The following is a 23,863-nucleotide window of genomic DNA, read 5'->3' as shown; positions in this document are numbered from 1 at the left end:
ACGTGGTGTCCCGGCCCGGCCCGTCGGGGCGTCGGCTCGGTCAGGCCCGCGCGTCCGCGGCCTCCCACGGCCACGCGGCGTCCCGGCCGTCCTCGATCAGGGACACCATGCGGAAGGCGGCGTCGGTGAGACCGCCGAAGGTGTGCCGGTTCGCGGACCCGGAGGGCGCGTGGCCGACCCGGTATCCGGCCAGGTTCCACGTGTACACCGGGACGGTGTCCGGCACGAGCGCGGTCGGGTCCCCGCCGGAGGAGTACGTGGCCTGCTCGTCGGTGACGATCAGCACCCGGTCGTGCCCCTCGTAGTGCGCGCGCACGGCCTCCGCCGTGTTGGTGCCGCCGAGGTCCCCGAACCGCTCGAGCACCTTGAGCACCGACTCGCCCGGGCCGTAGGCGACCGCCTTGCTGGCGGTGCCGAACTGCACCAGGTCCGCGTGCTCGGCGCGCAGCGCCAGCGCCGTGCCGAAGACGGCCGCCGCGTCCGCCCGGTTCAGCTGCGAGCGGTCCGACAGCGGTGACCACATCGACCCCGAGCGGTCCACGAGGATCAGCGTCCGGCCGGGCAGCGCCGGCACGTTGCCCAGCGAGTGCCCGAGCGCCCGCTCCAGCGGGTACGCCCAGCGCAGCGAGGGCGCGTGCTGATAGGCGGCCAGGTAGCGGAAGGGGAACTGCCGGGCCCGGGCGACGGTCTCCGGGTCGGAGACCTTCGCCGCGACCCGCGCGGCGACCTCGTCCGAGACTCCGGCCTGGTCGAAGTTGCGCAGGTTGCGCAGCAGCGCCATCGCGCCCATGGACGGGATGACCGCCTCCCAGGCGGCCGCGTCCATCGGCCCCTGCAGCCAGCCCGCGAGGGTCTCCCACGTCATGCCCGCCGCGGCGAGCCGCTCGGCGCCGTCCGCGGCGGTGACCACGGCCCGGCGCTCGGCCACGGGCAGCTCCATCAGGGCCCGGTGCGCGAGCAGCGTGCGGCTGCCCGCCGGGACCTCGGCGTCCTGCGGGTGGTGCCGGCGGTCGAGGGCGTGGCGGAACAGCTCGCCCTGCCAGGGCTTGGCCGGGTCGGGCGAGGCGTGCACGAGGTTGAGGACGTCACCGAACCGGTACCCCCGCCGGGCGGACGCGGTGTCGTACTTCAGGAGGGAGGTCTCGCCGTAGAGGCGGCGCACCGCGTCGGCGATCCCGCGCTTGACGGGCTTGGGCACGGCCCGCCCGTACGTCGCGGTCCAGTAGGCGAGCAGCTCGCCGGGCTCGTCCGCGCGCAGCAGCACGGAGTCCACGACCTGCCGGTTCGACGGACCCCCGGTCGCCGCGGCGTCGAGCCGCGCCTTGACGTACTCGGCGGCGCCGACGAGCGAGGCCGTACGCATGCCGCCGTCGCGGCGCAGCCAGCCGAGCAGGCCGGCCGTCCACGCGGGGTCCTCCACGGCGAGCTCGCGCACGAGCGCGGCGAAGCGGTCGTCGCGGTCCCCGCCGTCCTCGTAAGTGGTCCGCTGCGTCACGAAGTTGGCGACGGCGAGCAGGAACAGCTCGGAACGCGGGTCGCGGACGAAGCCGCGGCTGCCGTGGTGGTTGCGGGCCCGGGCGCCGGTCGAGGTGACGGGCGAGGTGGGCGGCGCCACAGCGGCGGCCGGGGCCGCCTTGGACGGGCGCAGGTTGAAACGAGCCATGTGAATCCCCCCGAATTCAGTGGAACGGGGGGAGGCGTGACGTGTGGAACGCCCGAGATCGAAGTCGGCGGCGGACTGTGTCGACTGCTCTATCCGATTGAGCTACCGGCCGGAGCCGGGCGGGACTCGAACCCGCAACCCGTTGATCCGGAAGTAGCCGCTGCCTGCGCACCGGGCGTTCCACACGCGTGCCTCCCGAGATCAGAAGCGGCGGCGGCGTGATTTCTGCAAGAAGTAGCCGCAGCCATGCGCACCGGGAGGTGCGTGACGTAGGTGTCCAGAGGTCGGATTCGGCGAAACCACAAGGTGCTCTACCAGCTGAGCTACACCGGCCCGAAGCCGGTGACGGGACTCGAACCCGCGGCCGCCCGATTATGAGTCGAAGTAGGTCTCGCCTTCGCACCTGGACGAGGATCACGCTAGCCGCCCTCCCCGGCGGCCGCGATCGAATTAACGCACCGCCGCCCCTACCCGGCGCGCAGTTGCTCCCGTGCCTCCATCAGGGCGAAGCCGAGCAGGTTCAGCCCCCGCCAGCGCGCCGGGTCCAGGGCCCGCTCGTCGTCGGCCGCGAGCCCGATGCCCCAGATCCGGTCCATCGGACTGGCCTCGACGAGCACCCGCTTGCCGGTGGAGAGCAGATAGGACTTCAGCGCCGGGTCGGAGCCGAACTTGTGCACGCTGCCCTCCACGACCAGCGCGAACCGCTCCCGCTCCCACACCGCGTCGTCGAAGCCGCGCACCAGCCGCCCGGCCTTCTTCGCGGCCGCAGGACTCCTGGCTTCCAGCGCCGCGCGCTCCGCCTCCGGATCTTCGAACAGGCGGGCCTTTCCGGCCATCATCCAGTGTTCGGCGGTGGCGTACCGCACGTCACCCACGGTGAACACGGACGGCCACCACTGGCTGAGGCAGCTCGGGCCGAGCGTCCCGTCGGGCCGCGGACGGTGTCCCCAGAACGGCAGGTACTTCACCCGCTCACCCCGGCTGACCTGCCCGATCAGTTCCTCGATCATCTCCATGCACGCGAGTCTCGCAGGAGCCACGGACACTTCGTACGGGTTTTTGGGCGCGCCTCGACACATGGTCGACCGATTCCGTCGCGTAATCAAAAGGCAACAACGGAATCACTTGGCCGAGGGGTGCACCTCTGCCAGGATCGGCACTCAATTCGAGCTTTAGCTCGAACTGTAGCTACGGAGAGCGTGAGAGCGTGATGGGCAACCGCTTCCAGGTCAAGGTCCAGGTCAAGGACCGCTTCGCCGAGGGCGCGCAGTACATCGACGGGCAGCTGCGGCCCGGAACCTCCGGACGGTCACACACAGTGGTCGACCCGGCGACGGGCGAGGAGGTGCTCACCTACGAGCTGGCCTCCACCGCGGACGTCGACGCGGCCGTCGCCGCCGCCAAGCGGGCCTTCCCCGGATGGTCCGGCGCCACCCCGGGCGAGCGTTCCGACGCGCTGCACCGGCTGGCCGGCGTACTGGCCGAACGGGCCGAGGAGTTCGCGTACGCCGAGTCCCTGCAGTGCGGCAAGCCGGTCAAGCTGTCCACGGAGTTCGACGTGCCGGGGACCATCGACAACACCGCGTTCTTCGCGGGCGCCGCACGCCACCTCCAGGGGCAGGCCGCGGGCGAGTACTCCGGGGACCACACCTCCTACGTGCGCCGCGAGGCGATCGGGGTCGTGGGCTCCATCGCGCCGTGGAACTATCCGCTGCAGATGGCCGCCTGGAAGATCCTTCCGGCGATCGCCGCGGGCAACACCATCGTCCTCAAGCCGGCCGAGCTCACCCCGCTGACCTCCCTGATGTTCGCGCAGGCGGCCAAGGAGGCGGGCCTGCCCGACGGCGTGGTCAACATCGTCACCGGCGCCGGCCGGGACGCGGGGGAGCACCTGGTCGGCCACCCGGACGTGGTCATGACCTCCTTCACCGGTTCCACCGCCATCGGCAAGCGGGTCGCCGAGATCGCCACCGCCACCGTCAAGCGGCTCCACCTGGAGCTCGGCGGCAAGGCGCCCTTCCTGGTCTTCGACGACGCCGACCTGGAGGCCGCCGCCAACGGCGCCGTCGCCGCCTCCCTCATCAACACCGGCCAGGACTGCACGGCCGCCACCCGCGCCTACGTCCAGCGCCCGCTGCACGACGCCTTCGTCGCCCGGGTCGCCGAGCTGATGGACACCGTCCGCGTCGGCGACCCCTTCGACCCGTCCACCGACCTCGGCCCGCTGGTGTCGCACGCCCAGCGCGACCGGGTCGCCGGCTTCGTCGAGCGCGCCCGCTCCTACGCCACCGTCGTCACCGGCGGCGAGATCCCCGGGGGCGACCTGGCCGACGGGGCGTACTACCGGCCCACCTTGATCTCCGGCGCCGCGCAGGACAGCGAGGTGGTCCAGTCCGAGATCTTCGGGCCGGTCCTCGTCGTACTGCCCTTCGACACCGACGACGAGGGCATCGCACTGGCCAACGACACCCCGTACGGCCTCGCCGCCTCCGCCTGGAGCCGCGACGTCTACCGGGCGAACCGCGCCACCCGCGAGATCAAGGCGGGCTGCGTCTGGATCAACGACCACATTCCGATCATCAGCGAGATGCCCCACGGGGGCTACAAGGCCAGTGGCTTCGGAAAGGACATGAGCACCTACTCCTTCGAGGAGTACACGCAGGTCAAGCACGTGATGTACGACAACACCGCGGTCGCCGCGAAGGACTGGCACCGCACGATCTTCGGGGACCGATAGCCAAGTAGCCGCCCGACCAGCGGCCCGCACCCATCCCGAAAGGGCACCTCCCATGGAGCAGTTCGAGCCCGACCGCCTCTCGGCGGCGCAACTCGCGGCGATGCGACGCAGCATCGACAGCGGGCGCGGGGCCCTCACCCGCCGTTCGCTGCTGCGCGCCTCCGGAGTCGGCGCTCTCACGCTCGGCGGCCTGTCCGCGCTCGCCGGCTGCGGCATCCCGCCCGCCAAGCGCGCGGACGGCCCCGCCGTGGCCTCCGACGACCACTCGGACCAGGAGAAGGAGATCAACTTCTCCAACTGGACCGAGTACATGGACACCAGCGAGGACGAGAAGACCCGTCCCACGCTGGAGGAGTTCACCAAGCGGACCGGAATCAAGGTCAAGTACACCGAGGACATCAACGACAACGTCGAGTTCTTCGGCAAGATCCGCCCGCAGCTCGCGGCGGGCCAGGACACCGGCCGCGACCTGATCGTCGTCACCGACTGGCTCGCCTCGCGCATCATCCGCCTCGGCTGGGCGCAGAAGCTGGACCCTTCCCACCTCCCGCACGCCTACGCCAACCTGATCCCGCAGTTCCGCAACCCCGACTGGGACCCGGGCCGCGCGCACAGCTACCCGTGGACCGGCATCGACACCGTCATCGCCTACAACACCAAGGCGACCGGCGGGAAGAAGGTCGACTCCGTCACCCAGCTGCTCGACGACCCCTCCCTCAAGGGCCGCGTCGGCTTCCTCACCGAGATGCGCGACAGCGTCGGGATGACCCTCCTCGACCTGGGCAAGGACCCGGCGAACTTCACCGACGCCGACTACGACGAGGCGATCGGCCGGCTCCAAAAGGGCGTGGACAAGAAGCAGATCCGCCGCTTCACCGGCAACGACTACACCTCGGACCTCGACAAGGGCGACCTCGCAGCCTGCCTGGCCTGGGCCGGCGACGTCATCCAGCTGCAGGCCGGCAACCCGGACATCCAGTACGCGATCCCGGCCCCCGGCTACATCACCTCCAGCGACAACCTGCTGGTCCCCGTGAAGGCCCGGCACAAGGCCAACGCGGAGAAGCTCATCGACTACTACTACGAGCCGGCGGTGGCCGCCCAGCTGGCCGCGTTCATCAGCTACGTCTGCCCGGTCGAGGGCGTCAAGGACGAGCTGGCCAAGATCGACCCGGCACTCGCGGACAACGTCCTGATCGTCCCCGACAAGGCGATGTCCGCCAAGTCGCACGCCTTCCGCTCCCTCACCAGCGAGGAAGAGACGGCGTACGAGGAGAAGTTCGCCAAGCTCATCGGAGCCTGACGGGTCGCGCCGCTGCCCCCCACCAGCAACAGCGCCCGTACCGGCACCTGCCCCTTCCACGACACACCACCGAAGGCCCAGGCCCATGACTGACAAGACCGCGGGCGGCGACGTCCGCCTCGCCGGGATCAGCAAGCACTACGGATCCTTCACCGCCGTGCAGCCGCTGGATCTCACCATCCCCCAGGGCTCCTTCTTCGCCCTGCTCGGCGCCTCGGGCTGCGGGAAGACCACCACCCTGCGCATGATCGCCGGTCTGGAGGAGCCCTCCACCGGCACCGTCAGCCTCGGCGACCGCGAGGTCACGCACCTGCCGCCGTACAAGCGCCCGGTGAACACGGTCTTCCAGAGCTACGCCCTCTTCCCGCACCTGGACGTCTCCGAGAACATCGCCTTCGGACTGCGCCGCCGCGGCATCAAGTCCGTCAAGAAGCAGGTCGACGACATGCTGGAACTGGTCCAGCTCGGCCAGTTCGCCCGGCGCAAGCCGCACCAGCTCTCGGGCGGCCAGCAGCAGCGCGTCGCCGTCGCCCGGGCGCTGATCAACCACCCGCAGGTCCTCCTCCTCGACGAGCCGCTCGGCGCCCTCGACCTCAAGCTGCGCCGCCAGATGCAGCTGGAGCTCAAGCGGATCCAGACCGAGGTCGGCATCACCTTCGTGCACGTCACGCACGACCAGGAGGAGGCCATGACCATGGCCGACACGGTCGCCGTGATGAACGGCGGCCGCGTCGAGCAGCTGGGCGCCCCCGCCGAGCTGTACGAGAACCCGAAGACGACCTTCGTGGCGAACTTCCTCGGCACCTCCAACCTCATCGAGGCCGAGGTCCTGGAAGCCGGCGCGTCCGACGTCGTGGTCAGCTCTGCCGGCACGAAGCTGCGCGTCCCCGCGGCGCGCTGTTCGACCACACCCCGCGCCGGCGGAAAACTGCTGGTCGGGGTGCGCCCGGAGAAGATCTCCCTGGTCCACGCGGACGAGGAGGGCACCATCGCGGCCGGCCGCAACAAGGTCGCGGGCAAGATCGCCGACTCCTCCTTCATCGGCGTCTCCACCCAGTTCGTCATCGACAGCCGGGTCTGCCCCGAGCTCGAGGTGTACGTCCAGAACATCGAGCGCGACGCCCGCCTGCTCCCGGGTGCCGACGTGATCCTGCACTGGAACCCGGACCACACCTTCGGCCTGGACGCGGCCCAGGACATCGACGCGGGCATCGAGACGGTCGAGGAGGGCGCGTGACCACCGCCGCCGCCGCGCCGCCCCAGGCGCCCGCCCCGGGCGAGCCCCCGGTCCACAAGCCGTCCCTGAAGAAGCGGCTGATCCCGTACTGGCTGCTGCTCCCGGGCATCCTGTGGCTGCTCGTCTTCTTCGTGCTGCCGATGATCTACCAGGCCTCGACCTCGGTGCAGACCGGCTCCCTCGAAGAGGGCTTCAAGGTCACCTGGCACTTCCAGACCTACTGGGACGCCTTCACCGACTACTACCCGCAGTTCCTGCGCTCCCTGCTCTACGCCGGCACCGCGACGGCGCTGTGCCTGCTGCTCGGGTACCCGCTGGCCTACCTGATCGCCTTCAAGGCCGGCCGCTGGCGGGGCCTCCTGCTGGTGCTGGTCATCGCCCCGTTCTTCACCAGCTTCCTGATCCGCACCCTCGCCTGGAAGACGATCCTGGCCGACGGCGGCCCGGTCGTCGCCGTCCTGAACAACGTCGGCTTCCTGGACGTCACCAGTTGGCTCGGCATGACGCAGGGCGACCGCGTCCTCGCCACGCCGCTCGCGGTCGTCTGCGGTCTGACGTACAACTTCCTCCCCTTCATGATCCTGCCGCTCTACACCTCGCTGGAGCGCATCGACACCCGCCTCCACGAGGCGGCCGGGGACCTGTACGCCCGCCCCGCCACGGTCTTCCGCAAGGTCACGTTCCCGCTCTCCATGCCGGGCGTGGTCTCCGGGACCCTGCTCACCTTCATCCCGGCGAGCGGCGACTACGTCAACGCCGAACTGCTCGGATCTACGGACACCCGGATGATCGGAAACGTCATCCAGTCGCAGTACCTGCGCATCCTCGATTACCCGACGGCGGCCGCGCTGTCCTTCATCCTCATGGCCATCGTGCTGATCATGGTCACCATCTACATCCGCCGAGCGGGGACGGAGGACCTGGTCTGATGAAGAGCGCCACCACCTGGCTGCGCCGCAATCTCGTCGTGATCGCGGGGCTCGGCACGCTCGCCTACATGATCCTGCCGAACGTCGTCGTCACGGTCTTCTCCTTCAACAACCCCACCGGGCGGTTCAACTACGCCTGGCAGGAGTTCTCCCTCGATGCGTGGAAGGACCCCTGCGGAGTCGCCGACATGTGCGCCTCCCTGTCCCTCTCGCTCCAGATCGCGGTCTGGGCCACCATCGGCGCGACCGTGCTGGGCACCGCCATCGCCTTCGCGATGGTCCGCTACCGCTTCCGCGGGCGCGGGGCCGTCAACTCGCTGATCTTCATGCCGATGGCCATGCCCGAGATCGTGATGGCCGCCTCGCTGCTCGCCCTCTTCCTCAACATGGGCATCCAGCTGGGCTTCTGGACGATCCTGATCGCCCACGTCATGTTCTGCCTCAGCTTCGTCGTCGCCGCCGTCAAGGCCCGCGTGCTCTCCATGGACCCCCGGCTGGAGGAAGCCGCCCGCGACCTCTACGCAGGTCCCGTGCAGACCTTCCTGCGCGTCACCCTGCCGATCGCGGCCCCCGGCATCGCGGCAGGCGCGCTGCTCTCCTTCGCGCTCTCCTTCGACGACTTCATCATCACCAACTTCAACTCGGGCAACACCGTCACCTTCCCCATGTTCGTGTGGGGATCGGCCCAGCGCGGTACGCCCGTCCAGATCAACGTCATCGGCACGGCGATGTTCGTCATCGCCGTCCTGGTGGTGCTGGCCGGCCAGATGGTCGGCAACCGCCGCAAGAAAGCACAGCCCAAGTAACACCTCGCCGTACCCGTAGGGAGTTGGAAGACATGGCCCCAGACGCCATGCGCACCGCTGCACGATCCCTTTCCGAAGCGAAGCCGGTCTCGTACTGGCTGGACGACCCCGGCAAGCCCGCCGCCGAACCCGCCCTCACCGGCGACGAGCACTGCGACCTGCTCGTCATCGGCGGCGGCTACAGCGGCCTGTGGACCGCGCTGCTCGCCAAGGAGCGCGACCCCGCACGGGACGTCGTCCTGATCGAGGGGCACGAGGCGGGCTGGGCCGCCTCGGGCCGCAACGGCGGCTTCTGCGCCGCCTCCCTCACCCACGGCCTGGCCAACGGGATGGCCCGCTGGCCGGACGAGCTGGCGAAACTGGAGGAGCTCGGCGCCCGCAACCTCGACGCGATCGAGGCCGCCGTCGCCCGCTACGGCATCGACTGCGACTTCGAGCGCAGCGGTGAGATCGACGTGGCCACCGAGCCGCACCAGGTCGAAGAGCTCCGCGAGTTCCACGCGGAGGCCGAGCGCCTGGGCTTCGCGGGCCGCTCCGAATGGCTGGATCAAGACGCACTGCGCGCGGAGGTCGACTCCCCGACCTTCCTCGGCGGGATCTGGGACCGCGACGGCGTCGCCATGCTCAACCCGGCGAAGCTCGCCTGGGGCCTGAAGCGGGCCTGCCTGGAACTGGGCGTGCGGATCTACGAGAACACGCGCGGGCTGGACCTGGCCGGCTCGGGGTCCGGGATGGCCGTGCGGACCCCCTACGGGCGGATCTTCGCCCGCCGGGTGGCGCTGGGCACCAACATCTTCCCGTCGCTGGTCAAGCGGGTGCGCCCGCTGACCGTCCCGGTCTACGACTACGCGCTGATGACCGAGCAGCTCACCGAGGGGCAGCTCGCCTCGATCGGCTGGAAGAGCCGGCAGGGGATCGGCGACAGCGCCAACCAGTTCCACTACTTCCGGATCACCCCCGACCGGCGGATCCTGTGGGGCGGCTACGACGCCATCTACCCCTACGGCGGCAAGCTCGACGCCGAGCACGACCACCGGCCCGAGACGTACCTCAAGCTCGCCGAGCACTTCTTCACCTGCTTCCCGCAGCTGGAAGGGCTGAAATTCAGCCACGCCTGGGGCGGGGCCATCGACACCTGCTCCCGCTTCTCGGCCTTCTTCGGCACCGCGCACGCGGGGAAGGTGGCCTACGCGGCCGGCTTCACCGGGCTGGGCGTCGGAGCCACCCGCTTCGGCGCCGACGTGATGCTGGACCTCCTCTCCGGGGAGCCGACCGAGCGCACGGAGCTGGAGATGGTGCGCACCAAGCCGATGCCGTTCCCGCCGGAGCCCTTCGCCTGGACCGGGATCACGCTGACCAAGTGGTCGCTGGCCAGGGCTGACCGCCTCGGCGGGCACCGCAACCTGTGGCTGAAGACCCTGGACCGCCTCGGCCTCGGCTTCGACAGCTGACACCGCCCCGTCTCGCCCCCCGGGGCAGTGTGCTGATCGGGTTAGAGACGTCCGCACGCCCCGGGCGCACCCCGGCCGCGGCGCTGTGACCCGATTCACTACCACGGAGTAACGAAACCCGCGTCATAGTCGCGCCCGGCCCCGCTCTCTCCCAGGTGAGAACTGCTCACCACACACATTGAGAGAGCGGAGGCCGGGCGATGGCGATCCCGGGGGACAAGACGGCAGTGGAATGGCTGGTCTCGGTGGCACCCGACCCTGAGGCCTGCCGGTGGGAGTGGGAGCGCAACCCCCTCGGGGTCGCCCTGCTGCCCGCCGGCCGGCGGTGGGACGTGCTGATCCTGCCCGGGGAGCTCGGGCACGCCACCCTGGAGGTGCTGGCCTCGCTGCTGGAGCGGCCCGGCCCGGTGCTCGCCGATTTCGGCGACACCCGGCTGGGCTTTTTCGTGCCCGCGGGCACGGCGTCCCGCTGGATCGGGACGGGCGTACGGGGAGCCGGACGCGGCACCTGGATCGTGGTCCCGTACCCCGGCCGGGCGACCGGCGGGGTGCGCTGGCTGGTGGTCCCGGACGGGCTGGGCACGCTCACCGATCCGGTGGTCCTGGAGCTGGCCATGCACGAGGCGGCGGCGCGCGTCGTGGGACAGGGAGGCGGGAAGTCTTGACAAGAGGATTGGTCTGGACCATCTTGGGCGCCGCTGCGCCTTCCCCCGCCGCACCCCCCTTCGCGGACTGGATGCTGGGTCTTATCGCCTCACCTGGCTCGCCCGCACCCCCTCCTTCGCCCCCATGGAGTACTCCAAGCTCGGCCTGGAACACTTCACCCCCGACTACACCCGCTACTTCCACGCCCTGCCCGAACCGGTCCGCGACCGGCTCGTCCCCGCCCAATGGCAACTCCACAAGGGCATCGACACCGACACCATCGCCGCCATCCACGAAGAGCTCTACCGCCGCACCCTCGACGGAGGCTGGCCCGACGCCGTCCTCACCCCCGGAGTCAGCGTCCGCACCGCAGGCCGAGTCGCCACCACCAAGGTCGAACTCCACCTCGAACACGTGGAACAAGGCACCCGCTCCCGCCTCACCACCGACGCCGTCGTCCTCGCCACCGGCTACAAGGAGCGCCCCCTCAGTCGCCTCCTCGCCGGCCTCGACCCCTACCTGCGCAAGGACTCCTCCGGCCGCCCCCGCATCGACGACCGCTACCGGATGGTCCTCGACCCCACCGTCACCGGCAGCATCTTCGTCCAGAACGGCGAACGCCACACCCACGGCGTCGGAGCCCCCGACCTCGGCCTCGCCGCCTGGCGCAGCGCCGCCATCCTCAACACCCTCACGGGCAAAGAGGCCTACCCCCAGCCCACCCGCACCGCCTTCACCACCTTCGGCCTCGAACAGCGGGAGCACACCCGCCCCCAACCCCTCGGCGAACTGCTCCCGCTGGTCGAGCACCCCTAGGAAGAAACGTTTAGAAGACAGGTATCCCGGCCCGGGTCAGCCGCCAGTCCACTGACGCGAACTGCGCCGGGTCCACCGTCCCCTTCGCCTTCACCCACTGGATGATCGTGTTACGGATCTCATCCGAATTCGCCCACAACTGCTTCGCCTGCGGCACGTGCGGGAAGTTGCCGCCACCCGAAGCCCGGTAGTTGTTCACCGCCAACACGAACTGCGCCGCCGGATCCACCGGCTTGCCCTGGAACGACAACCCCGTGATCCGCGAACCCACCGGCTCCGACACGTCGATGTCATAGGTCAGCCCGTACACGGCGTCGTAGTTGTAGTCCGGCGTGCCCTCCGCGTTCGTCAGCTTCGCCGGATCCACCACCTCACCCGGAGCCGTCCGCACGAAGTACCTCGCCGAATACTCCAGATACGCCTTCACCTGCGCACCCGTCAGCAGCCGCGCCTCCAGCGTGTTCTCGAACGGATACAGGCCCGCCGCATCCTTGAGCGTCACCTGGCCGGCCGGGATCGACGCCGTCCGCGAGAAACAGGAAGCCTGCGACAGCACCGGCAGCCCCGCCCACTCCGTACCCGCCAGCGCACCTTTCACCGTCTCCGCCTGCACATGGCTGATCAGATCGATGATCGCCACGTCCTTGACCGGACCCTCCGCCGAAGACATCGCCTGTGTCGACGTACCGATCACCTGGTTCACATACGCCACGACCTTGCGGTGCTCGTCCGACAGCAGCCGCACGATCTTCGGGTCCTCCACCGCCGCATTCGAGTTCACCACCCGGGCCGACACCTTCGCCACCGACCAGCAGCCCTTCGCCCACGTCAGCTCGAAGTCGAACAGCGTCAGCCGCTGACCCCACTTCAACGGCTCCGACAGCACCACGTCCTTGCCGGTCGCCTTGTTCCGCACCCGGTACTCCGGGATCTCCGTGTGCGCGTGCCCCACCAAGATCGCGTCGATCCCCGGCACCTGCTCCGCCACCAGACCCGCCGCGTTCTCGACGTACGGAAGCTGGTCCCCGTAACTCGACGTACCGCTCGACCCCGAATGCGCCGACACGATCACCACGTCCGCCCCCAGCGACCGCAGCCGCGGCACGTACTTCGCCGCCTGCTCCTCAAGACCCGGGAACGTCATCTTCCCCTGCACGTTCGCCTTGTCCCAGATCGCGATCCCCGGATTCGTCAGCCCCAGCACCGCCACCTTCACGTCCCGCCCGTGCGGAGTCCGCAACCGGTGCATGCTGTACGGAGGGAACGCCGGCCGCAACGTCTTCGCATCCAGCGCGTTCGCCCCCAGCAGCGGGAAGTCGCACTGCTCCTCGAACTTGCGCAGCACCGGAATGCCGTAGTTGAACTCGTGGTTCCCCAGCGCCGCCGCGTCATACCCGATCGCGTTCATCGCCTGCGCCATCGGATGCACCGGACCACGCCGCGCGGTGATCGGATCCACCTTCGCGTAGTAATACGACAACTGCGTGCCCTGAATGGTGTCACCCGCATCGATCAGCAGCGTGTTGCGCCGCCCCTTCTGCGCCCGCACCTCATTGACCAGCGTCGAGATCTTCGCCAGACCGATGTCGTTGTGCGCCTTGTCGTCGAACTCCTTGTCCGTGAAGTAGTCCCAGTTGAAGACGTTCCCGTGCAGGTCCGTCGTCCCCATCACCGTGAACGCGTACGTCTTCGGCCCCCCGGCCGAAGCCGCGCCCGCGACCCCGTCAGCCGCGGCGGCCGGGGTGCTCGTGGCCCCCGCCAGCGCCACGGCCGCACCCGTGGCAGCCGAAGTGCCCAGGAATGTCCTACGGTCGAATGCCATGCCATCTCCCCTTGTGAGGTGCGCGCGTACAGGTAGTGCAACGCGCGTAGATTCTGACCCAGCAGTAACAAGCCGCAACACCCCCCACAGGTTTCGATCCGATGACCACACCCCCACGAGCGTCAGTGCGACAGTGAAGCCATGACCCAGGACGCATCGCAGCCCTACGGAACCCCCGAAGTCCCCCGCGTCGCAGTCCGCGGCGAAGCCCGCCTCGAAGTCGACCCCGAGATTGCCCGCATCGGCATCACCGTCAGCGCCCGCGGCACCGACCGGCGCACCGCCCTCGAAGACCTCACCCGCCGCAACAACGCCGTCCTCGACCTCGTCAAAAGCTACGGCGACCCCGTCGAAAAACTCGAAACCGGCGCCTTCTCCATCACCCCCGAACTCACCCGCCACGGCCGCGGCGAACGCATCCGCGCCTACCACGGACGCGTACACCTCACCGCCGAACTCAACGACTTCACCACCCTGGGCGAACTCACCACCCGCCTCGCCGACCTCGAACTCACCCAGGTCGACGGCCCCTGGTGGGCCCTGCGCCCCACCTCACCCGCCCACGGCGAAGCCCGCCGCCAAGCCGTACTCGAAGCCGTCCAGCGCGCCCGCGAATACGCCACCGCACTCGGCGCCAACCTCGCCGCCCTCGTCGAACTCGCCGACCTCGGCGCCGAAAACACCCCCGCCCCCTTCCAAGCAGCCGGCGCCGGCATGCGCACCATGGCCTTCAGCGGCACCGAAGACGCAGGCCCCCCCGCCCTCGACCTCGAACCCCAGCGCCAAACCGTCTACGCACAAGTGAACGCACGCTTCACCATGACCCCTCCCCAGCTGTGAACCCCTGACCGCGAAACCCCAGCAAACCGGCGCCCGGGGGTGCTCATCAGAGCACCCCCATGCACATTCAACAATTGTCAACAACCTTTTGCTCAAAGGTTGTTGAGTGGGCACCCGGAACCAATTTCCTACTCCCTGGTAGGGGCATACCCTCGCCCCATGCGCCGAGCGAAAATCGTATGTACCCTGGGCCCCGCCACCGACTCATACGACCAGATCAAAGCCCTGGTCGAAGCCGGAATGGACATCGCCCGCTTCAACCTCAGCCACGGCAACTACGCCGAACACGAGGAGCGTTACCAGCACGTCCGCAAAGCATCCGACGAAACCGGCCGCAGCGTCGGCGTCCTCGCAGACCTTCAAGGCCCGAAGATCCGCCTGGGCCGCTTCCGCGAAGGACCCGTACTCCTTGAACGCGGCGACGAATTCACCATCACCGTCGAAGACCACGAAGGCGACCGCCACACCTGCGGCACCACCTACAAAGGCCTCGCCGAAGACGTCACCACCGGCGAACGCATCCTCGTAGACGACGGCCGCGTCACCCTCGAAGTCACCGCAGTCGACGGACCCCGCGTCCACACCCGCGTCATCGAAGGCGGCATGGTCTCCGACCACAAGGGACTCAACCTCCCCGGCGTCGCAGTCTCCGTCCCCGCCCTCTCCGAAAAAGACATCGACGACCTCCGCTGGGCCCTGCGCACCGGCGCCGACGTCATCGCCCTCTCCTTCGTCCGCAGCGGCCGCGACATCGAAGACGTCCACCGCATCATGGACGAAGAAGGCCGACGCCTCCCCGTCATCGCCAAGGTCGAAAAGCCCCAAGCCGTCGAAAACATCGACGACATCGTCGCCGCCTTCGACGGCATCATGGTCGCCCGCGGCGACCTCGGCGTCGAAATGCCCCTCGAACAAGTCCCCATCGTCCAGAAGCGCGCCGTCAAGCTCGCCAAGCGCAACGCCAAACCCGTCATCGTCGCCACCCAAATGCTCGACTCGATGATCGAAAACTCCCGACCCACCCGCGCCGAAGCATCCGACGTCGCCAACGCCATCATCGACGGCACCGACGCCGTCATGCTCTCCGGCGAAACCAGCGTCGGCAAATACCCCATCGAAACCGTCCGCACCATGGCCCGCATCGTCGAAGCCGCCGAAGAAGACATTCTCGCCAAGGGCCTCCCCCCACTCACCGACCGCAACAAGCCCCGCACCCAAGGCGGAGCAGTCGCCCGCGCAGCCGCCGAAATGGGCGACTTCCTCGGCGCCAAATTCCTCGTCGCCTTCACCCAGAGCGGAGACACCGTCCGCCGGCTCTCCCGCTACCGCTCACCCATCCCCCTCCTCGCCTTCACCCCCGACGCCTCCACCCGCTCCCAGCTCAACCTCACCTGGGGCGTCGAAACCTTCCTCGGCCCCCACGTCGACTCCACCGACGCCATGGTCGCCCAAGTCGAAGAAGAACTCCTGCGCATCGGCCGCTGCGTACCCGGCGACATCGTCGTCATCACCGCAGGCTCACCCCCCGGCGTCAGCGGATCCACCAACCTCGTCCGCATCCACCACATCGGCGACGCCGTCCGCTGACACCCACCCCGACGACGACAACACCTCACGTATAAGACGCACCGCGTCGGGCAACTCCAACCGGATCCCACCCGAACCCGGGCAATGCCCGCCCGACGCGGTCACCCGCGCCTGCGCACCCAGCTCCCGCACACACCGCAACACGTGCTCACCGGTCTTCTCCCCGGTCACCGCGTCATCCGCCGCATGCACCACCCGGAACTCCCGCGCCGCCCTGCGGATCTTCCGCCAGTCGAACTCCGGAGTGAAGAACGGCGCCAGCGCCTCATACCCCACCTCCCCGGACATCGACGCCACGAACACCACCCCCGCGAACGCCCCCTCGGCCTCCGTGTCGTGCCGCTGAAGCAACCGCAGCACATTCACCCCGCCCAGGCTGTGCCCCACCAACACCGTCTCGCCCGCAGGCACACCCCCGGGGCCAGACGCCGCCTCCTCCTCCAACTCCTTCAGCCACACATCCGCCTCAGGCGCGAACGGCTCCGGGAAGTTCGGAATCCGCACCTCATGCCCCTCGGCGGCGAACTCCTCACCCACCGCCGAATACCAGTGGTCCCCGGCACCCATCCCGTACCCGTGCGCGATCACGATCTTGCCCATGGCTCCACCCCCTGATCAGCCCGCTCCATCAATCAAAACGCTACGCCGCGTTTTGATAAAACGGTAGGGCTTATCTTGAAGCCGTGTCAATCACTCCTTCGGGCAACCCCCGCACCGGCGGCCGCCTCCGCAACGAAGACGCCCACCACTCCGTCCTCGAAGCCACCGCCGCGCTCCTCGTCGAGAGCGGCTACGGAGCCCTCACCATCGAAGGCGTCGCCAAACGCGCCAACGTCGCCAAAAGCACCGTCTACCGCTGGTGGAAGTCCAAGCCCGCCCTCGTCATGGACGCCTACGCCCACGAAACCGCCACCCGCGTCCCCGAACCCGACACCGGCACCCTCGCGGGCGACCTCACCGCCTTCGTCACCGACCTCTACCGCATCGGCCACGACCCCGTCCGCACCAAAGCCCTCACCGGCCTCATGGCGGAAGCCCAACTCGACCCCGCCTTCGCCGAACCCTTCCGCGCCTGGGCCGCCACCCGCCGCGAGATCGTCGCGACCCTGTTGACGAGGGCCGTCACCCGCGAGGAACTCCCCGCCACCACGGACCTCGACCACGCGGTCGACTTGGTCTTCGGCCCGTTCTGGTACCGCCTCCTCATCGCTCACGCCCCCCTCGACCCAGCCGACGCGGAAGCCCACGTGACCACCGTCCTGCACGGCCTCACGGGCCGCGCGTGAGCGGGCCCAGGCCCGCGCCGGACATCGGCGGCCGACACGCCAAGTCACCTTGACCTCAAGGTGACTTGAGGTCGTAGGCTCGCAGTATGACGATCAAGGAATACTCACAGGACCAGCTCGCGGCCCAACCCATCGGCTACTGGGCCCGAGAAGCCGCCAACCTCGCCATAGGCGGCCTCCGCGCCGCCCTCGCCGAGGAGAACCTCACCCAGCCCCACTGGTGGACCCTCAACCACGTGGCCGCCACCCCCGCCCAGTGGAAGCGCGCCGCCCTCACCGAGAAGCTGACCCCGTACGACGACCAGGACACCGACTTCGATGCCGTCTACGACGACCTCACGGCCCGAGGCTGGCTCACGGAGGCGGACGGCACCCTCACCCTCACCGAAGCGGGCGAAGCCGGCCGCGTGCGCGCGCACGACCGCAACGCGAAGGTCCACGAGCGGATGCGGGAGGGTGTTGACGACGCCCAGTACGCGGCGACGATCGACGCCCTGCGGCGCGTGGTGGCCAACCTGGGCGGCAGCGGGGACCTGCCCGGCTAGTACTTCGGCCCGATGTGGGCGTCCATGAGCGCGACGGACGCCTTGCGGGCGATGGACACGTTGAAGGGGTCGCTTCCCCGGGCCAGGACCGTCCACTGGACGCCGACCTTGGCGAGGGTGTCGGTGCAGAGCTTCCGGATGTCGTCCGACTTGTTGGTGAAGAAGTACCGCGGGTACTCGTAGCGCTTGCCGTTACGGACGGTCCAGTTCGTGATCCGACACCCGTCGGAGTGGATCAGCCCCCGCACGAACTCCCACGGGTGGGCATCGACGATGCCCTGCTGTCAGTCCTCGAGGACGATGCGCCGCTCATGCTTCTTGCCGGGCGCGTGCTGCGGGAACAGGCAGGTCCAGTGGTGGGTGTAGGACTTGACCTCGACGCAGCCTTGTCGGTGGCGGCGACTCACGCTGGGCAGGGGCATGACGAGGCGCATGGCTTCCTCGGCGGCATCGATGAGGCCGGTCCACGCGGCATCGCAGAAGACGGACAGGTGGTGCTGCTTGCGCTTCGAGATGATGTGGCCGTCGCCGAGGTAGAGGCCGAGGAGATAGGCGTACGCGCCTTGGTCGAGTTCTCGGCCTGTGCACCTCGGGCAGTCAGTCGGCGCTGTGTATGTTTCGCCCCGGCGTTTTCGGTCCTCATGGAGCCACCAGCCCACGGTTCCGCGGGGGACCGAGAGGTGCTCGGCCACGGCTCGGTTGGTCATGCCTCGGCGCAGCAGTACGACTGCGTGTTCGCGTATCGCGGGATTGTGCTCCACAGTCGGGAGCATGCGACGTCATTCGTCCGGTTGGTCGGTAATCGAAGTTTCGTTCACCGTGACGAGTGAAGATCGCCATATCGCTTGGCGACCTTGAAATTGAAGGAGAAGTGCCCCGAGTCGGATTCGAACCGACGCTGAATGGGTTTTGAATCCATGGCCTCTGCCGCTGGGCTACCGGGGCCCCTTCGAAACGAAGGATACCGAAGACCCTCCGTGTCACAAACATACAGGAGCTAGGTAGGCTCGTGGGAGCTGAACCGCCTTGCAACGAGGAGCACCCGTGACCGCCGAGCACGAGTCGACGCCCACGCCCGACGCCGACCAGTCGCACGTTCCGCCGCTGACGACGCGCGTCGTCATCGCCGAGGACGAGGCGCTCATCCGTCTCGACCTCAAGGAAATGCTCGAAGAAGAGGGCTACGCCGTCGTCGGCGAGGCCGGCGACGGGCAGACCGCCATCGAGCTGGCCCGGGAGCACCGCCCCGACCTGGTGATCCTCGATGTGAAGATGCCCGTCCTGGACGGGATCTCCGCGGCCGAGAAGATCGCGGAGGAGTCCATCGCCCCCGTGCTGATGCTCACCGCGTTCTCGCAGCGCGACCTCGTCGAGCGGGCCCGCGACGCCGGTGCCATGGCGTACCTGGTGAAGCCCTTCAGCAAGAGCGATGTCGTCCCCGCGATCGAGATGGCCGTCTCCCGCTTCGCCGAGCTCCGCGCGCTGGAGAAGGAGGTCGCCGACCTCTCGCTCCGCCTGGAGACCCGCAAGCTCGTGGACCGCGCGAAGAGCATCCTGCAGACGCAGTACGGGCTCTCGGAGCCGGCCGCCTTCCGCTGGATCCAGAAGACCTCCATGGACCGCCGGATGTCCATGCAGCAGGTCGCCGAGGCGGTCATCGAGGACGCCGAGGAGAAGAAGGCCGCCGCCAAGGGCGAGTAGCACCCCGCAGCGCGTACGAGTGAGGCCCGCCTCCGGATCCAGGATCCGCAGGCGGGCCTCACTCGTGTGGAGGGGACTGCTCAGTCCTCGCCGAGGTACGCCTTGCGGACGTCCTCGTTGACCAGGAGCTCGCGGCCCGGGCCCGACAGGACGACCTTGCCGATCTCCATCACGTGGCCCCGGTCGGCCAGCGACAGCGCGGCCTGGGCGTTCTGCTCGACCAGCAGGATCGTGGTGCCCTGCGACTTGAGCTCGGCGATGGTCGCCATGATCTTCTGCATCATGATCGGCGAGAGGCCCATCGAGGGCTCGTCGAGCATGAGCAGCTTGGGCCGGGACATGAGCGCGCGGCCCATGGCCAGCATCTGCTGCTCGCCGCCGGAGAGGGTGCCGGCGGCCTGCTTGCGGCGCTCTCCCAGGATCGGGAAGAGGTCGTAGGCGCGCTGGACGTCCTTCTGGATGCCGTCCTTGTCCTTGCGGAGGAAGGCGCCGAGGAGGAGGTTGTCCTCGATCGTCATGCGCGGGAAGATGTGCCGCCCCTCGGGGGAGTGGGCGAGTCCGAGCGCGACGATGTCGTGCGCGGGGATCTTCTTGAGCGACTTGCCCTCGAACTTGATCTGGCCGCCGCGCGGCTTGATCAGGCCCGACAGGGTGCGCAGGGTCGTCGTCTTGCCGGCGCCGTTGGTGCCGATGAGGGTGACGATCTGGCCGGCGTCGACGCTGAAGGAGATGCCCTTGACGGCTTCGATCTTGCCGTAGGCGACACGGAGGTCTTCGACCTCGAGGAGTGCGGTCACCGGTCTTCTCCGTCCGTGCTGGTGCTGCTGTGTGCCTCCGCCGCTTCGACCTCCGCGACTTCTTCGGCGCCGGGGGCGCCTTCGAAGGGTTCGCCGAGGTAGGCGGCGATGACGCGCTCGTCGCCCTGGACCTCGGCGGCGGTGCCTTCGATGAGCTTTTCGCCCTGGACGAGGCAGGCGACGCGGTCGCAGAGGTTGAAGATGAAGCGCATGTCGTGCTCGATGACGAGGACGGCGATGCCCTGGTCGCGGATGGCGAAGATGAGTTCTTCGGTCGCGCGGGTCTCCTGCGGGTTCATGCCGGCGGTGGGCTCGTCGAGGAGGACGAGGCCGGGGTCGCTGGCCAGCGCGCGGGCGATTTCGAGCTTGCGCTGTTCGCCGTAGGGGAGGTTGCGGGCGAGGTGTTCGGACTTGTGGGCGAGGCCGATGAACTCGAGGAGTTCCATGGCCCGGTCGCGGCTCGCCGCTTCTTCCCGGCCGAAGCTGGGGAGGCGCAGGAGGGAGGCCCAGAGTCCGACCTTGGTGCGGGTGTGGCGTCCGACGAGGACGTTTTCCAGGACCGTCATGTTGTTGAAGAGACGGATGTTCTGGAAGGTGCGGGCCACTCCGGCCTCGGTGACCTTGTACGACTTGGGGGGCAGGACCTTGTCCTTGTACCGGACTTCACCCTCGGTGGGGATGTAGAGGCCGGTGAGGCAGTTGAAGAAGGTGGTCTTGCCGGCGCCGTTGGGGCCGATGAGGCCGACGATCTCGCCGCTGCGCACGGTGAGGTCGACGTTCTTGACGGCGGTGAGGCCGCCGAAGCGCATCGTGACGCCGCGTGCGTCCAGGACGGTCTCCGCCGTGGTGGCGGCGGGGGTGTCGGTGGTGGTGGTCGTCATGGGTCAGACCCCTGCCTTGCCGAGGACCGTGGGCGCTTCCATGTCCTTGTGGAGTTCGAGCTGGTTGCGCCGGTTGGGGATGAGGCCTTCGGGGCGCAGGCGCATCAGGACGATGAGGGCGATGCCGAAGACGAGGAGCTGGTATTCGCCGAGGAACTGGAGCTTGTTGGGGATCAGGAAGAGCAGCGAGCCGCCGATCAGGGGTCCCGCGATGGTTCCCATGCCGCCGAGGACTACCGCGGCGAGCAGGAACGCGGAGTTCGGGGGTACGGCCTCGGCGAATTTGTACTGGTCGGGGGTGACCGTGTACTGGACGTGTGCCTGGACCGCGCCGGCGAGGCCGGCGAGGGTGGCGCCGAGGGCGAAGGCGATGAGCTTGACGCGGAAGCCGTTGATGCCCATGGCTTCGGCGGCGGTCTCGTCTTCGCGGATGGCGACCCAGGCGCGGCCGATGCGGGAGTCCGCGCTGCGGCGGAAGACGAGGATCACGATGAGGGTGATCGCCAGCATCAGCAGGAAGTAGTTCGCGAAGCGGCCGATGGTGAATCCGGCGATGGTGTGTGATGCGCCGAAGTCGAATCCGAAGAGGTTGACGTTCGGGATGTTCGCGATGCCGTTGGGCCCGTTGGTGATGTCGGGTCCGGAGGTGCCGTCGAGGTTGTTCATGGAGATGCGGAAGATCTCACCGAAGCCGAGCGTCACGATGGCGAGGTAGTCGCCGCGCAGGCGCAGGGTGGGTGCGCCGATCAGGACGCCGAAGACCATGGAGGCGGCGGCGCCGATGAGGATGGCGGCCCAGAAGGGGAGCTGTACGCCGAAGGGCGAGTTGGGGGAGCCGGAGACCAGGGCCGCGGCGTAGGCGCCGACGCCGAGGAAGGCGACGTAGCCGAGGTCGAGGAGGCCGGTGAGGCCGACGACGATGTTCAGGCCGAGTGCGACGGTGGCGAAGATCAGGATGTTGACGCCGAGGTTCGCGTACTGGTCGTCGGTCTGGGTGAGGGGGAAGGCTGCCGCGGCTGCGAAGGCGCCGACGAGGGCGACGTTGCGGTGGCGGGTGGTGAGGGCGGTGGCGCGGGCGAAGAGGCCGGCCTTGTTGAGGGCTGCGGCACCGAATCCGGCGGTGAACAGGAAGCCGATGAAGAGTTCCTGGTACGGGGTGGTGATGCCGTAGGTGAAGACGGTGAGTGCGAGGCCGAGGATGGCGGCGATCAGGAGGATCTCGGTCCAGGCCGGGAGGGTGCGGGCGGGCTTGAGGGGTCCGGTGGCGAAGGCGGCCCTGAGGGTCGTCCAGCGGTTGCCGGCTTCGTGCTTGAACTTCTCCCATTCGCTGTCGTCGGGGTCGGGGCCTTCGAGTGCGGGGCGCTCGAAGGGGAGCGCGAAGGCGCCGATGACGGCGAGGAGGCTGACGAGGGCTGCGATGCCGGCGCCGGGTTCGAGGTCTACGAGGGCACCGAGTTCGGTGACGATGGAGACGACGGTGTACCAGGTGGTGGCGAAGGCGGCGAGTGCGGCGAGTTTGATCGCGGCGTCGGCGCCTGCGGGGGTGAGCCAGCGCAGGCCCTTGGTGCCGTAGGAGGCGAGGCCGAAGAGGGTGGTGAGGGCTCCGCCGATGAGGACGAGCCACTGGAGGCCGCCGGGGTAGCCGTAGACGGTGAGGTCTCCGGGGTAGGCGGTGGTCCAGGTCCAGGCGAGGAACGCGGAGACGATGGTGAGTGCGCCGCCTGCGGTGGCGAGGGCGCGGGCCGTCTTCTCGGGGAGGGGGATGAATCCCTTGGCCGGTGCGGTGGTCTTCGCGGTGTCCGCGGTGATGGTCGTCATGGAGGTCACACCCTGTCCGCCACGCGCTGGCCCAGCAGGCCTTGTGGCCGGAAGAGGAGCACGAGGATGAGAAGTACGAACGCCCAGGTGTTGCCCCAGGACTGGCCGCCGAGCTGTTCGAAGCCGGGGATGTCGGCGACGTAGACGGTGGTCAGGGTTTCGGCGAGGCCGAGGACGAGGCCGCCGACCATGGCGCCGTAGATGTTGCCGATGCCGCCGAGGACGGCTGCGGTGAATGCCTTGAGGCCGAGGAGGAAGCCCATCTTGAACTGGACTTCGCCGTACTTGAGGCCGTAGGCGACTGCGCCGATGGCGGCGAAGACGGCTCCGAGGGCGAACGCGGTGGTGATGATGCGGTCGGTGTTGATGCCCATGAGCTTGGCGGTGTCGGGGTCCTGGGCGGTCGCCTGCATGCCGCGGCCGGTGCGGGTCTTCTTGACGAAGAAGCCGAGGATGGCCATGGAGATGGGGGCGGCGATCAGGAGGAAGACGTCACCGGTCTGGATGGTGATGCTGCCGAGGTGGAAGGGTCCGCCGGGGATCTCGGGGAAGATCAGGGAGGATTCGGCTCCCGGGTACCAGGCCCATACCGCCTGCTGGAGGGCGATGGAGAGGCCGATGGCGGTGATGAGCGGGGCGAGCCTGGGAGCGCTGCGCAGGGGTCGGTAGGCGAAGCGTTCGGCGCCGACGGCGATCAGTGTGGCGACGATGACGGCGCCTATGATCATGAGCGGGAGGGCTATCCACATGGTGGTGCCCCCGGGGAGCATCAGCCAGACGGTGAGGGCTCCGAAGCCGCCGGTCATGAAGATTTCGCCATGCGCGAAGTTGATGAGCTGGACGATGCCGTAGACCATGGTGTAGCCAATGGCGACGAGCCCGTACATGGATCCCAGTAGCAGGCCGTTGACCAGCTGTTGCGGCAGTTCGTGCACCGCAGGTCCTCCGAGTCTTTCGACGGATGTGACTCCGCGCGGGGCGCTTTTTGTGCGCGCCCCG

At 68.7% G+C, this 23,863-nt stretch carries 20 protein-coding genes, 1 tRNA gene and 2 pseudogenes; 13 read left to right on the top strand and 10 right to left on the bottom strand.

Translation table 11 applies throughout. From position 1 onward, the window contains the following. Positions 1 to 40: 40 nt before the first annotated feature. Together DRB96_RS20595 and DRB96_RS20590 are read right to left on the bottom strand one after the other, a co-directional pair. Complete coding sequence (locus tag DRB96_RS20595; RefSeq protein WP_112449776.1) at positions 41 to 1,663, bottom strand: TROVE domain-containing protein; 1,623 nt, start codon at positions 1,661 to 1,663, stop codon at positions 41 to 43. 467 nt (positions 1,664 to 2,130) lie between these two features. Then, the gene (locus tag DRB96_RS20590) at positions 2,131 to 2,679 is read right to left on the bottom strand and encodes an NADAR family protein (protein ID WP_112449775.1); all 549 of its coding nucleotides are present in this window, start codon (positions 2,677 to 2,679) and stop codon (positions 2,131 to 2,133) included. Between the two features lie 194 nt (positions 2,680 to 2,873). Here DRB96_RS20590 and DRB96_RS20585 point away from each other — a divergent pair, with 194 nt between their 5' ends. The 8 genes and pseudogenes from DRB96_RS20585 to DRB96_RS20550 form a co-directional block, all read left to right on the top strand. Continuing rightward, positions 2,874 to 4,400, top strand: coding sequence for a gamma-aminobutyraldehyde dehydrogenase (locus DRB96_RS20585; RefSeq protein ID WP_112449774.1), 1,527 nt, complete (start codon positions 2,874 to 2,876; stop codon positions 4,398 to 4,400). 52 nt (positions 4,401 to 4,452) lie between these two features. Beyond that, positions 4,453 to 5,703 carry a spermidine/putrescine ABC transporter substrate-binding protein gene (locus DRB96_RS20580; protein WP_112449773.1) on the top strand — a complete coding sequence of 417 codons (1,251 nt, stop codon included), beginning with the start codon at positions 4,453 to 4,455 and terminating at the stop codon, positions 5,701 to 5,703. An 85-nt stretch (positions 5,704 to 5,788) separates the two neighbouring features. Beyond that, on the top strand, positions 5,789 to 6,940 hold the full coding sequence (locus DRB96_RS20575) for an ABC transporter ATP-binding protein (RefSeq protein WP_112449772.1): 1,152 nt from the start codon (positions 5,789 to 5,791) through the stop codon (positions 6,938 to 6,940). Then, entirely contained in the window at positions 6,937 to 7,869 is a 933-nt protein-coding gene (locus DRB96_RS20570; protein ID WP_112449771.1) for an ABC transporter permease, read from the top strand. The genes DRB96_RS20575 and DRB96_RS20570 overlap by 4 nt, the downstream gene beginning before the upstream one ends. Beyond that, a complete protein-coding gene (locus DRB96_RS20565; protein ID WP_112449770.1) occupies positions 7,869 to 8,675 on the top strand; it encodes an ABC transporter permease in 807 nt (268 codons plus the stop codon). The genes DRB96_RS20570 and DRB96_RS20565 overlap by 1 nt, the downstream gene beginning before the upstream one ends. A 32-nt stretch (positions 8,676 to 8,707) precedes the next feature. After that, positions 8,708 to 10,126 (top strand): FAD-dependent oxidoreductase, encoded by a 1,419-nt coding sequence (locus DRB96_RS20560; RefSeq protein WP_112449769.1) that lies wholly within the window; start codon positions 8,708 to 8,710, stop codon positions 10,124 to 10,126. A gap of 200 nt (positions 10,127 to 10,326) precedes the next feature. Continuing rightward, positions 10,327 to 10,791 (top strand): hypothetical protein, encoded by a 465-nt coding sequence (locus tag DRB96_RS20555; RefSeq protein ID WP_112449768.1) that lies wholly within the window; start codon positions 10,327 to 10,329, stop codon positions 10,789 to 10,791. A gap of 85 nt (positions 10,792 to 10,876) precedes the next feature. Then, positions 10,877 to 11,587: pseudogene (locus DRB96_RS20550) on the top strand (SidA/IucD/PvdA family monooxygenase); the annotation flags it as partial. 10 nt (positions 11,588 to 11,597) lie between these two features. Here the strand turns inward: DRB96_RS20550 and DRB96_RS20545 are convergent. Continuing rightward, positions 11,598 to 13,409: a 5'-nucleotidase C-terminal domain-containing protein gene (locus tag DRB96_RS20545; RefSeq protein ID WP_112449767.1), complete on the bottom strand. Its 1,812-nt coding sequence runs from the start codon at positions 13,407 to 13,409 to the stop codon at positions 11,598 to 11,600. Positions 13,410 to 13,550: 141 nt separating this feature from the next. Here DRB96_RS20545 and DRB96_RS20540 point away from each other — a divergent pair, with 141 nt between their 5' ends. Continuing rightward, positions 13,551 to 14,249 carry an SIMPL domain-containing protein gene (locus DRB96_RS20540; protein ID WP_112449766.1) on the top strand — a complete coding sequence of 233 codons (699 nt, stop codon included), beginning with the start codon at positions 13,551 to 13,553 and terminating at the stop codon, positions 14,247 to 14,249. Between the two features lie 159 nt (positions 14,250 to 14,408). Next, positions 14,409 to 15,836 carry a pyruvate kinase gene (gene pyk, locus DRB96_RS20535; protein ID WP_112449765.1) on the top strand — a complete coding sequence of 476 codons (1,428 nt, stop codon included), beginning with the start codon at positions 14,409 to 14,411 and terminating at the stop codon, positions 15,834 to 15,836. Here the strand turns inward: pyk and DRB96_RS20530 are convergent. After that, the gene (locus tag DRB96_RS20530; RefSeq protein WP_112449764.1) at positions 15,768 to 16,436 is read right to left on the bottom strand and encodes an alpha/beta fold hydrolase; all 669 of its coding nucleotides are present in this window, start codon (positions 16,434 to 16,436) and stop codon (positions 15,768 to 15,770) included. The two genes, pyk and DRB96_RS20530, sit on opposite strands and share 69 nt — an antisense overlap. Positions 16,437 to 16,519: 83 nt before the next feature. On the opposite strand from DRB96_RS20530, the gene DRB96_RS20525 reads away from it, so the two are divergent. Both DRB96_RS20525 and DRB96_RS20520 read left to right on the top strand, forming a co-directional pair. After that, positions 16,520 to 17,122 (top strand): TetR/AcrR family transcriptional regulator, encoded by a 603-nt coding sequence (locus tag DRB96_RS20525; protein WP_112449763.1) that lies wholly within the window; start codon positions 16,520 to 16,522, stop codon positions 17,120 to 17,122. Between the two features lie 86 nt (positions 17,123 to 17,208). Beyond that, on the top strand, positions 17,209 to 17,667 hold the full coding sequence (locus DRB96_RS20520; RefSeq protein WP_112449762.1) for a MarR family transcriptional regulator: 459 nt from the start codon (positions 17,209 to 17,211) through the stop codon (positions 17,665 to 17,667). On the opposite strand, the pseudogene DRB96_RS20515 reads toward DRB96_RS20520, so the two are convergent. Together DRB96_RS20515 and DRB96_RS20510 are read right to left on the bottom strand one after the other, a co-directional pair. Next, positions 17,664 to 18,374: pseudogene (locus DRB96_RS20515) on the bottom strand (helix-turn-helix domain-containing protein). The gene DRB96_RS20520 and the pseudogene DRB96_RS20515 overlap by 4 nt on opposite strands. Before the next feature lie 165 nt (positions 18,375 to 18,539). After that, positions 18,540 to 18,612: transfer RNA gene (locus DRB96_RS20510), tRNA-Leu, on the bottom strand. 99 nt (positions 18,613 to 18,711) lie between these two features. Between DRB96_RS20510 and DRB96_RS20505 the strand changes: the two genes are divergently transcribed. Further along, on the top strand, positions 18,712 to 19,368 hold the full coding sequence (locus DRB96_RS20505; protein ID WP_112449761.1) for a response regulator: 657 nt from the start codon (positions 18,712 to 18,714) through the stop codon (positions 19,366 to 19,368). Positions 19,369 to 19,448: 80 nt separating this feature from the next. Here the strand turns inward: DRB96_RS20505 and DRB96_RS20500 are convergent, their stop codons facing one another. From DRB96_RS20500 to DRB96_RS20485, 4 genes are read right to left on the bottom strand one after another with little or no spacing between them, the layout of a single operon-like run. After that, on the bottom strand, positions 19,449 to 20,165 hold the full coding sequence (locus DRB96_RS20500; RefSeq protein ID WP_112449760.1) for an ABC transporter ATP-binding protein: 717 nt from the start codon (positions 20,163 to 20,165) through the stop codon (positions 19,449 to 19,451). Beyond that, positions 20,162 to 21,046 carry an ABC transporter ATP-binding protein gene (locus DRB96_RS20495; RefSeq protein WP_112449759.1) on the bottom strand — a complete coding sequence of 295 codons (885 nt, stop codon included), beginning with the start codon at positions 21,044 to 21,046 and terminating at the stop codon, positions 20,162 to 20,164. Before DRB96_RS20495 ends, DRB96_RS20500 begins: the two co-directional genes overlap by 4 nt. A gap of 3 nt (positions 21,047 to 21,049) precedes the next feature. Continuing rightward, positions 21,050 to 22,873 carry a branched-chain amino acid ABC transporter permease gene (locus DRB96_RS20490; RefSeq protein ID WP_239516361.1) on the bottom strand — a complete coding sequence of 608 codons (1,824 nt, stop codon included), beginning with the start codon at positions 22,871 to 22,873 and terminating at the stop codon, positions 21,050 to 21,052. Further along, positions 22,870 to 23,799, bottom strand: a complete 930-nt coding sequence (locus DRB96_RS20485; protein ID WP_112449758.1) for a branched-chain amino acid ABC transporter permease — start codon at positions 23,797 to 23,799, stop codon at positions 22,870 to 22,872. The genes DRB96_RS20490 and DRB96_RS20485 overlap by 4 nt, the downstream gene beginning before the upstream one ends. Positions 23,800 to 23,863: the final 64 nt, after the last annotated feature.

Origin of the sequence: Streptomyces sp. ICC1 (genome assembly GCF_003287935.1) — a bacterium.
GTDB classification, from domain to species: Bacteria; Actinomycetota; Actinomycetes; order Streptomycetales; family Streptomycetaceae; genus Streptomyces; species Streptomyces tritrimontium.
This window is presented reverse-complemented; position numbering and strand designations above follow the sequence as displayed.

Excerpts from the sequence above, each read along its gene's own strand:
- DRB96_RS20585 (WP_112449774.1), top strand. The coding sequence starts at position 2,874 with ATGGGCAACCGCTTCCAGGTCAAGGTCCAGGTCAAGGACCGCTTCGCC.
- DRB96_RS20580 (WP_112449773.1), top strand. The coding sequence starts at position 4,453 with ATGGAGCAGTTCGAGCCCGACCGCCTCTCGGCGGCGCAACTCGCGGCG.
- pyk (WP_112449765.1), top strand. The coding sequence starts at position 14,409 with ATGCGCCGAGCGAAAATCGTATGTACCCTGGGCCCCGCCACCGACTCA.
- DRB96_RS20545 (WP_112449767.1), bottom strand. The coding sequence starts at position 13,409 with ATGGCATTCGACCGTAGGACATTCCTGGGCACTTCGGCTGCCACGGGT.
- DRB96_RS20590 (WP_112449775.1), bottom strand. The coding sequence starts at position 2,679 with ATGGAGATGATCGAGGAACTGATCGGGCAGGTCAGCCGGGGTGAGCGG.
- DRB96_RS20520 (WP_112449762.1), top strand. The coding sequence starts at position 17,209 with ATGACGATCAAGGAATACTCACAGGACCAGCTCGCGGCCCAACCCATC.
- DRB96_RS20555 (WP_112449768.1), top strand. The coding sequence starts at position 10,327 with ATGGCGATCCCGGGGGACAAGACGGCAGTGGAATGGCTGGTCTCGGTG.
- DRB96_RS20565 (WP_112449770.1), top strand. The coding sequence starts at position 7,869 with ATGAAGAGCGCCACCACCTGGCTGCGCCGCAATCTCGTCGTGATCGCG.
- DRB96_RS20540 (WP_112449766.1), top strand. The coding sequence starts at position 13,551 with ATGACCCAGGACGCATCGCAGCCCTACGGAACCCCCGAAGTCCCCCGC.
- DRB96_RS20575 (WP_112449772.1), top strand. The coding sequence starts at position 5,789 with ATGACTGACAAGACCGCGGGCGGCGACGTCCGCCTCGCCGGGATCAGC.
- DRB96_RS20495 (WP_112449759.1), bottom strand. The coding sequence starts at position 21,046 with ATGACGACCACCACCACCGACACCCCCGCCGCCACCACGGCGGAGACC.
- DRB96_RS20560 (WP_112449769.1), top strand. The coding sequence starts at position 8,708 with ATGGCCCCAGACGCCATGCGCACCGCTGCACGATCCCTTTCCGAAGCG.
- DRB96_RS20530 (WP_112449764.1), bottom strand. The coding sequence starts at position 16,436 with ATGGGCAAGATCGTGATCGCGCACGGGTACGGGATGGGTGCCGGGGAC.
- DRB96_RS20595 (WP_112449776.1), bottom strand. The coding sequence starts at position 1,663 with ATGGCTCGTTTCAACCTGCGCCCGTCCAAGGCGGCCCCGGCCGCCGCT.